The sequence below is a fragment of the Membranihabitans marinus genome (genome assembly GCF_021729155.1).
GTDB classification, from domain to species: Bacteria; Bacteroidota; Bacteroidia; order Chitinophagales; family Saprospiraceae; genus Membranihabitans; species Membranihabitans marinus.
Window position 1 is genome coordinate 163766 of record NZ_JAJQYA010000008.1, and the last position, 8135, is coordinate 171900.

The window sequence follows — 8135 nt, forward strand, 5'->3', positions numbered from 1 at the left end:
TTTATTATTGTTTAAAATCGTCTGCTGCTGGATTGTTTTTTATAAGTTCTAGCGCTTCATTGACCAATACATCCCCTGTCATTTCTCCTAAACTGGTTCGTGATACGTAGTCATATCTCTTAAAGCTTTGGAAATCTTCCTTGGTCAAAATATAGCCAAAAGCATCATTGGTCAGTCCAAATACAAAGGGTTGATTGGATTTCATTTTACGCTTGAGGTAATAGCCGATATTGGGCAATGCTTCTCCGGGAATGGTAACAATTTGAGCGGTTCCGATATTGATTAAATTCATCTGGGTTTTTACAAAATAATTTCCATCTTTTTCTTCTCCAAAATTGACCAAAGTCATCAATTGTTTCATCAATGGGGAAGTGACCGGAAAGGTTACTTGTTTTGCCTGAACAAAAACCTGTGGATCTTTTAATACTTCACTCTCTCCTACTATTCTGAGGGCTTCATCGGCGAGAATATATCCAATGCGTTTACATTCGGCATAGGTTTGAACTTCATGCATTCCCGGTCTGCGATTATCAGCAGTAACCATTCCTCCTTGGGCCCCATTCATAAATACGGCTACCCCACCTACTCTTTCTTCGATTCTATCATATAATGGACCACAAAGATCAGGGGAGAGAATGCCACGACTATTCCCTATCACTTCGGGATGAATAGCATAATTGACTAAGGTAGCGATCACGTCATTACTCTTTGCATCGATGGCTTGAATAACTCCACAACGGGGATCGTATAATTCATCGGCATAATAATTGAAAGCTATTTTTCCTTTTGCCTCCCCTACATTAACTTTTAATACGGCGGGTCGAGTATTGGCCAAAGCCTCTTTAATCGCCTCAGCCATTTGCTGAATACAAAATGATAAATACTCCGGGTCGGCTGATGATTTTCCCGTTTCATCTGGAAATCCATAGGCGTCAGGGGCACTGTGAGTATGGCTCGAACCTATGATAATATTTTGGGCTGGAATTTCAGGTACTAATTTCCTTGTTTCATCCGCCAACAAAGAAGGCCAACCAAGATTGTCAATGCCGACGATAGCTAGGCGTTCACCTCCCTTTTCAACCACCATTACTCGAACAAACAAATCCCCCTCCTTCTTGTGTGCAGGTTTGGGAATGCCTACCCCTCCAGATACCGGTAATAATGGAGATGGGGTAATGATTCTCTTGGCCGCTCCTACCTTGACTTCTTGGCTGCTACCTATCACAACAGCAACCAAAATTGCCAATATGGTATAAAAATAACGCATGTTAATATAATTTTATCCTTTGCAAAATATTTATTGACTTAAGTTCAATTATACTTAATTTAGACTAATAATTCTATTTTTATATAGAATTAATCAAGTAAATAACTGAAAATTAATCTATACCAAATTACTTTCTTATGTTGTACAACAGATCTATTCCCCTATTAAAATTCTTTTTTTACCTAGCAAGCCTTCTATTTTGTTTAACCAGCTGTCAGTCCAGTAGTTCGGAGAAGACCATTAAAACATCGTATGAAGAGAGTATTATTTTCCCCGAACAAGGTGACCATGTTCATGGCCCCACCATTGCTCAATTACCCAATGGAGATATTCTTTCCGCTTGGTTTCAAGGATCTGGTGAGCGATGGGCCGACGATGTAGTCATTATGGGATCTAGATTAACGCAAGGGGACAGTATCTGGTCTGAACCCTTTTTAATGGCAGATGTGGAAGATTATCCCGACATTAATCCCGTTTTATATCTAGGTAAGGATGAAACCTTATGGTTGTTTTGGTATCCAGTGCTGGCCAACCAATGGGAAACATCTATCCCGATGTATCGAAAATCTACCGACTATCTCAACCCTGGCCCTCCAAAATGGTCGTGGCAAGATATTATTTTCGTTAAACCGGGCAATAAGACTGAGCGAGGGATTCAACCTAGTGATCGTTTTGTGGAAGGTGTTCAAAAGCAACTTAGAGAATATGAAGAATATTTCAACGAAAACATTTTAAATGAATACAGTTCAGAAGACAGAGAAAAATATCTGATTCATTGGGAAGAATACAAAGCAAAAGTAGACAGTTTGGCCAGAGGTGGGAACATGATGAGAAAAGGAAGAATTCCAAATGATGGTGGATATGACGAAGCCGAGTTAGGATATCCAATAGCCCGAAGAATCGGTTGGCAAACAAAAAACAAACCCATCCTTTCGGGAAATAGAATAATTCTTCCCCTCTATTCGGATGGATTGGATTGCAGCATTTTTGCTATAACCGAAGACCAGGGTGAGACTTGGACTTATAGCAATCCTATCCTAGGTGGAGCAGGTATACAAGCTACTGTATTTAAAAAATCAAATGGACATTTAGTATCCTATTTCAGAGACAACGGACCACCTCCTCAGCGAATTCAAGCCTCAATATCAACCGACAATGGCGACCAGTGGTCTATCCCCAAAGATATCGACCTTCCCAATTCAGGAGCTGGATTCGACGGTGTAACCCTAGCGTCGGGTGAATGGATCCTAGTTTACAACCATCTCGAAGACGGCAGATATAATCTTTCAGTGGCAATGTCTAATGACGAAGGTCAAACATGGACGAGAAAAAACATTGAAAATGATGAGCGAGGTCTCGACAAAGGGACTTCAAGTCATTATCCTTCGGTAATTGAAGGCTTGGATGGACGGATCCATATAATATATAGCTATCACCACAAGGATAGAGAAGATGAGAAAAGTAAAACCGTAAAATATGTTTCCATAACCAAAGATTGGATTCAATAATCATCCATTATGACTAAACTATTATTATATCTACTTATCCTTGTTTCTACATTGTTGCGTCCCTGTTTTGGACAAGATTCCAATCATGGTCACCACGACACCTCATTTATCCAAGAAATTCATGTCGGTCATACTCTTGATCCATTGGATGAATCGACTAAGGACGTAAGAGCTATCCACGTAGATGAATTGAACAATGTTTGGGCGGCCACGAAAAATGGGGTTTTCTGTAAAAAATCAAATTCCAATGAATGGACATTGATAACTACTGGCCATTTTCGCGGTCCGGCCTACGATGTTCAATCTGATAGCGAAGGTACGATATGGATGGCTACGTGGATGGGAGTTATATCATACGATGGTCAAGACCTCAATCACTGGGAAGGCTTAACGCCCCCAATTGCCAAAATATCAGCTGATGAAGAAGGCGTGATAGCTCTGGGACCAAAGGGATTTTGGCAACTAATAAACAATCAATGGAAGGCTATCGATGTCAATATGGCTCATAGTATACGATCTATTGAATCTCATAAATCGGATGGCTACTATGTGTCTACCGATGTTGGCTTGTACCATTTATCCGACGGCAAAGCAGAGTTGCATCGAGGATCTAAGGATATGATAAGTGCCTATATTAGAAGTACCGATTATGCAAGTGACGGTAGATTATGGGTTGGAGGATTAGGCGGTATTAGTATTTGGGAAGATGATGATAAAATACATGAAATCAGACCTAGTGAAGGCTTGCCCAATGGAGAAGTTAGGGTGGTCAAGCAGGGGCCAGATCAAGCGATGTGGATCGGTACCGACTACGGAATTAGCTGGATCCCTTCGCAGCAAGATGAATACCGCGTGTATTTATCTCCGCGTTGGTTGGTAGGCAATCAAGTTCGAGATATTGATTTTGATCGCGAAGGCCATGTTTGGGTAGCCACTGATAATGGAATTAGTCAGATAAAACGCAATTCCATGACTTTGGCAGAAAAAAGTGAATATTATTATAACCGGCTCATCAATCGATTTATTCGTCCACCATGGATACCGGCAAGACTACATTTAGAGAATGCTGGAGATACGACTTCATTTCGATTGGATGACGATGACAATGATGGTGAATTCACCTCTAATTATTTGGTTATGGAATCATTGCGTTATGCGGTGACCAAAGACAGCTTATCTAGAGAAAGAGCAAAAAAGGCATTTGATTTTTTGTACTTACTGCGAGAAGTAACAGGTGATAGCGGTTTCTTTGCTCGTACGGTAATACCGGTAGATTGGACGGTGATGCACGATCACAATAGGATTGTGCCGATCAAGGAACGAGCAGATGCTTTGGTCGATAATCCCAGACAAAAGTTTGTAGAGGAGAGATGGCATGTCTCAGCCGATGGTCAATGGCGATGGAAGGGCGATACCAGTAGTGATGAGATATGCGGTCATTTTTTCGGATATTATTTTTATTATAATCTAGTAGCTGATGAGTCAGAGAAAAAGAAGATAGCTCATCATGTTTCCAAAATCCTAGATCATTTATTGGCAAACGATTTCAATTTAACCGATGTTGACGGTCGACCGACGAAATGGGGGATTTGGTCTCCAAATCAATTAAATAACAATCCTGATTGGACCCCAGAGCGAGCATTAAATTCGATGGAGCTGCTTTCATTTTTTAAGTTGGGATCATTTATGACTGGGAATCATACCTATGAAGAGATCTATCATCAACTTATTGATGAACACGGTTATTGGGAGAATGCACAGTCAATTTTATCACCGGATCCTGCATTCAACACTTATTTTGATATTTTTCTAACGGCCTATCTCTATCCCGTTTTAATACAGCAAGAAAGGAATCCAGACCTATTGAGGAAGTACAAAAATCATTTGGACAAATGGTTTGTTTTACATCGAAAGAGCAACAGTCCATTTATTAATTTCTTATATAATTATCTCGGTCACAATCGTGAGGGTTTAAAAGAATCCATCACATTTTTACAAGATAGTCCTTTAGACTTAGTCGATTACCATATAGACAATAGCCTGAGAGAGGATGTTGTGTTAGGGAGAAGTCCGATATTAGAAGAAATTCAAACAGAGGATCTTCGACCGGTGAGTGAATATCGAACTATTCGATGGGATGTTAACCCCTTTATAGCCAAGGCCGGTAATCCTCATCAAGAGCGAGAGCCTGTTTTTTGGTTATTGCCTTATTATTTAGGCCGATATATCGATTTAATCCAAGCGGAATAAGGAATGGGAAGTGGTCAATTATTAATGGTTAATGGTTAGTGGTTAGTGGTTAATGGTTAATGGTTAGTGGTTAGTGGTTAGTGGTTAGTGGTTAGTGGTTAATGGGTAATGATTAATGGTTAATGGTTAATGATTAATGGGCAATGGTTAATGGGCAATGGGCAATGGTTAATGATTAATAGTTTTAATTGCTCATTACAGAGCTGATTTCATGGTATGGAATATTCCTCACTAAGTACACAAAGATTTACTTAAAGAACCAAAAGTGCAGCTGTTAAAATGTCTAACCGCTCATGAAATTTTTAAAAAATAGAAAAATATATTTACATAAAATCGTTATAATTTTTTAACACATTTGACTTCTATCAAACTCCAATCTTCCTATTTATTAAGCCTTGATTCAATCCTGAAACTCTATTTGGCATAAATAGAATATTTATCTCGGTATTAAACCTTCAAGGAAATTCATCATCTATCTCTCAAAATTCAGACTAGTCCGAAGGATTTTATTTCTTTTGATGTCTAATAAACAAAAACAACATGATGGCTAAGACCATATTATTATCTAAATCCTTTTTGGCGATCTTATTCTTTGCCCTTATCTCATCTTATTGTGAAAAGGATTCATCGGAATTATCATCAAACAACCAAGACATCCCCTCAGTATATTCAAAGATTTACGGTGCAAAAAGCATTAGCATTGACGGTGATTATGTTACTATTAAGACAGAAGGTATGCCAGATCACAAGAGTGTATACTACGAAACCAATCATGAATTATACGAATCCTTTTCGGGTAACACCTTTGAAGGCAATCCTTTTCGCAAAAACCCCAATACCATAGTCACTCAAAATTTAACTTTTAAGATTCCCCTTAACCCTGAAAAAGCAGCCAATAATAGAGCTACCTCTTTGGGCCCTATCGGTGTAGCACTCAATGGAGTGGCCTTGTACAACCAATATGCTGGCCCCAATAACCTTGAATTGACTCATGAGATCAACAGCTTCGATCAATATTATGGCCACCCACAAGGTGTGGGACAATACCATTACCATGTGGAACCACTATATCTCACTACAGTAAAATCGACTCGAGCTGGATTAATTGGTTTTCTACTCGATGGATTTCCAGTCTATGGGCCAGAAGAAGATGGCAAAACACTAACGAGTGATGATCTCGACAGTTTTCATGGACACTCCCACCCTACAGATGACTTCCCCAATGGTATATATCACTATCATTTCACCGCAGATCCTCCCTATCTCAATGGCAGTGGATATTATGGCAATCCTGGTACAATTTCACAATAAATGAAATATTTAATGATTCTATCCACAACTCTGATCTTCGGATGCAATGGAATAAATATAGATTCCTCTCATCTAAATATTCCAAAAACCATATTAACACAGGATTATGATGAATTCAATTGGCATGGAGATACATTGTATATTGGCAATCAACCCTATTCTGGATATGTTTATCAATTAGATCATCATTCTAATGACACCATTATGAAATCTGGTTACTGGCATGGTCTACTTGAAGGCAGTAGTAAATTATGGTTTAACAATGGCCAGTTGAAAGAAAAAAGGCAATACCATCGGGGAAGAAAACACGGTCAGCAAATCGCTTATTGGGAAAATGGTGGTCAGCGTTTTGAATTTACCACTGTCAATGACTATTATGAAGGGAGGTTAAGAGAATGGGATAAAGAGGGCAATCTCATTCACGAAGGACATTTTGAAAAAGGTCAAGAGGAAGGCTCTCAAAAGATGTGGCATTCAGATGGCTCTATTCAATCCAACTACGTTATTGTCAATGGGAAAAGATATGGTTTATTGGGAACAAAAAATTGTAAAAATGTATCGGATAGCATTGCTATTGTTCAGTAGTATAATAACTTTTAACTGTCAGAATACTATTGAACAACATGGCGGTCAACTGGAGTTGCCCTACTACAATAGTGCAGACTTTACACCGCACTTTATTTCTAATCCTGAAGAGATTGAAGATTCGATAACTCATCGGATTAGTGATTTTTCCTTCTTAAACCAAGATAGTGCAACCATTAATGAAAAGGACATTGAAGGGAAAGTCCATATTGCTAATTTTATTTTTACTTCATGTATAAGCATATGTCCTGATATGACGTCAAATATGAAAAAAATTAGTCATGCTTTTAAGGACAGTACCAATGTGGTATTATTATCCTATTCTGTTATGCCCTGGCGGGATAGTCCAAGTGTTTTAAAGAAATATAAAGAGAACGAAAATATTAATAACGAGAATTGGCATTTTCTAACAGGATCAAAATCCGATATTTATAATTTGGCTAGAACTAGTTATTTCGCTGAACAACAATTAGGTTACAGTAAAGACAGCAGTGAATTTTTACATACTGAGCATTTTGTTTTAGTGGATGATCGTCGTCGGATTCGAGGTATATACAATGGAACTCTATCATTAGAGATGGATTATCTTATAGAAGATATTAAAAACCTTTTAGGTAGCAATTAGGCAAATTTAGCAGGATAACTTTATGATTTTTATCTGTTTAACAAAAGGACATTTTGATAATAAAACAATATCCTTCCTTGTAAAAATCCAGATTATATAATACTTGATTAAGGACTCAATTGAGATCATCAGTATCGGGCAGTCTAAGCATTGAATTAATTAAAATTTCTAGAATACAGAAATAATATCTTTCACCATTATCAACAGTATTAATCATTTTCCAACCTTCATGATGGTGGAGAATGGAGTAATTAATAAGTAGGGAGTTCATCATTCAATAACAAATAACTATATCCTAAATAGGCAATCCAGAATTTATCTTAAATTTAAAAAGATTGAAAGATTCCTATCATCCTTTAGTTATAAAAAAGGTTGCAAATTAAATTTCTAAAGGGAGTTGAGATTAGAGGTGGGGTGGGATTCCCATATAATTAGTTATTTAGTGGATAATATCTAAATAGGTCCGCGGCCTATGGCGAACCATTCGCTTCAACAAATGATCGAAGATTTCTGCCTTCATCTTATTGCGATTAAAACGATAGCAAAATTCGTCCAAATAATACTGCAATAATTCGGCATGGTGATGAGT

At 38.0% G+C, this 8135-nt stretch carries 6 protein-coding genes; 5 read left to right on the forward strand and 1 reads right to left on the reverse strand.

Annotation, left to right across the window (positions count from 1 at the left end; translation table 11 throughout):
• Positions 1–4 precede the first annotated feature (4 nt).
• Complete coding sequence (locus LVD51_RS07520; protein WP_236970596.1) at positions 5–1267, reverse strand: hypothetical protein; 1263 nt, start codon at positions 1265–1267, stop codon at positions 5–7.
• Positions 1268–1404: 137 nt separating this feature from the next.
• Here LVD51_RS07520 and LVD51_RS07525 point away from each other — a divergent pair, with 137 nt between their 5' ends.
• The 5 genes from LVD51_RS07525 to LVD51_RS07545 all read left to right on the forward strand — a co-directional run bounded on the left by LVD51_RS07525 (position 1405) and on the right by LVD51_RS07545 (position 7546).
• Positions 1405–2775 carry a sialidase family protein gene (locus tag LVD51_RS07525; protein WP_236970597.1) on the forward strand — a complete coding sequence of 457 codons (1371 nt, stop codon included), beginning with the start codon at positions 1405–1407 and terminating at the stop codon, positions 2773–2775.
• Positions 2776–2784: 9 nt separating this feature from the next.
• Positions 2785–5025, forward strand: coding sequence for a ligand-binding sensor domain-containing protein (locus tag LVD51_RS07530; protein ID WP_236970598.1), 2241 nt, complete (start codon positions 2785–2787; stop codon positions 5023–5025).
• Between the two features lie 540 nt (positions 5026–5565).
• On the forward strand, positions 5566–6336 hold the full coding sequence (locus LVD51_RS07535; protein WP_236970599.1) for a YHYH protein: 771 nt from the start codon (positions 5566–5568) through the stop codon (positions 6334–6336).
• Entirely contained in the window at positions 6337–6921 is a 585-nt protein-coding gene (locus LVD51_RS07540; RefSeq protein ID WP_236970600.1) for a toxin-antitoxin system YwqK family antitoxin, read from the forward strand.
• Entirely contained in the window at positions 6890–7546 is a 657-nt protein-coding gene (locus tag LVD51_RS07545) for an SCO family protein (protein ID WP_236970601.1), read from the forward strand. Before LVD51_RS07540 ends, LVD51_RS07545 begins: the two co-directional genes overlap by 32 nt.
• The last annotated feature ends 589 nt before the right edge of the window (positions 7547–8135 follow it).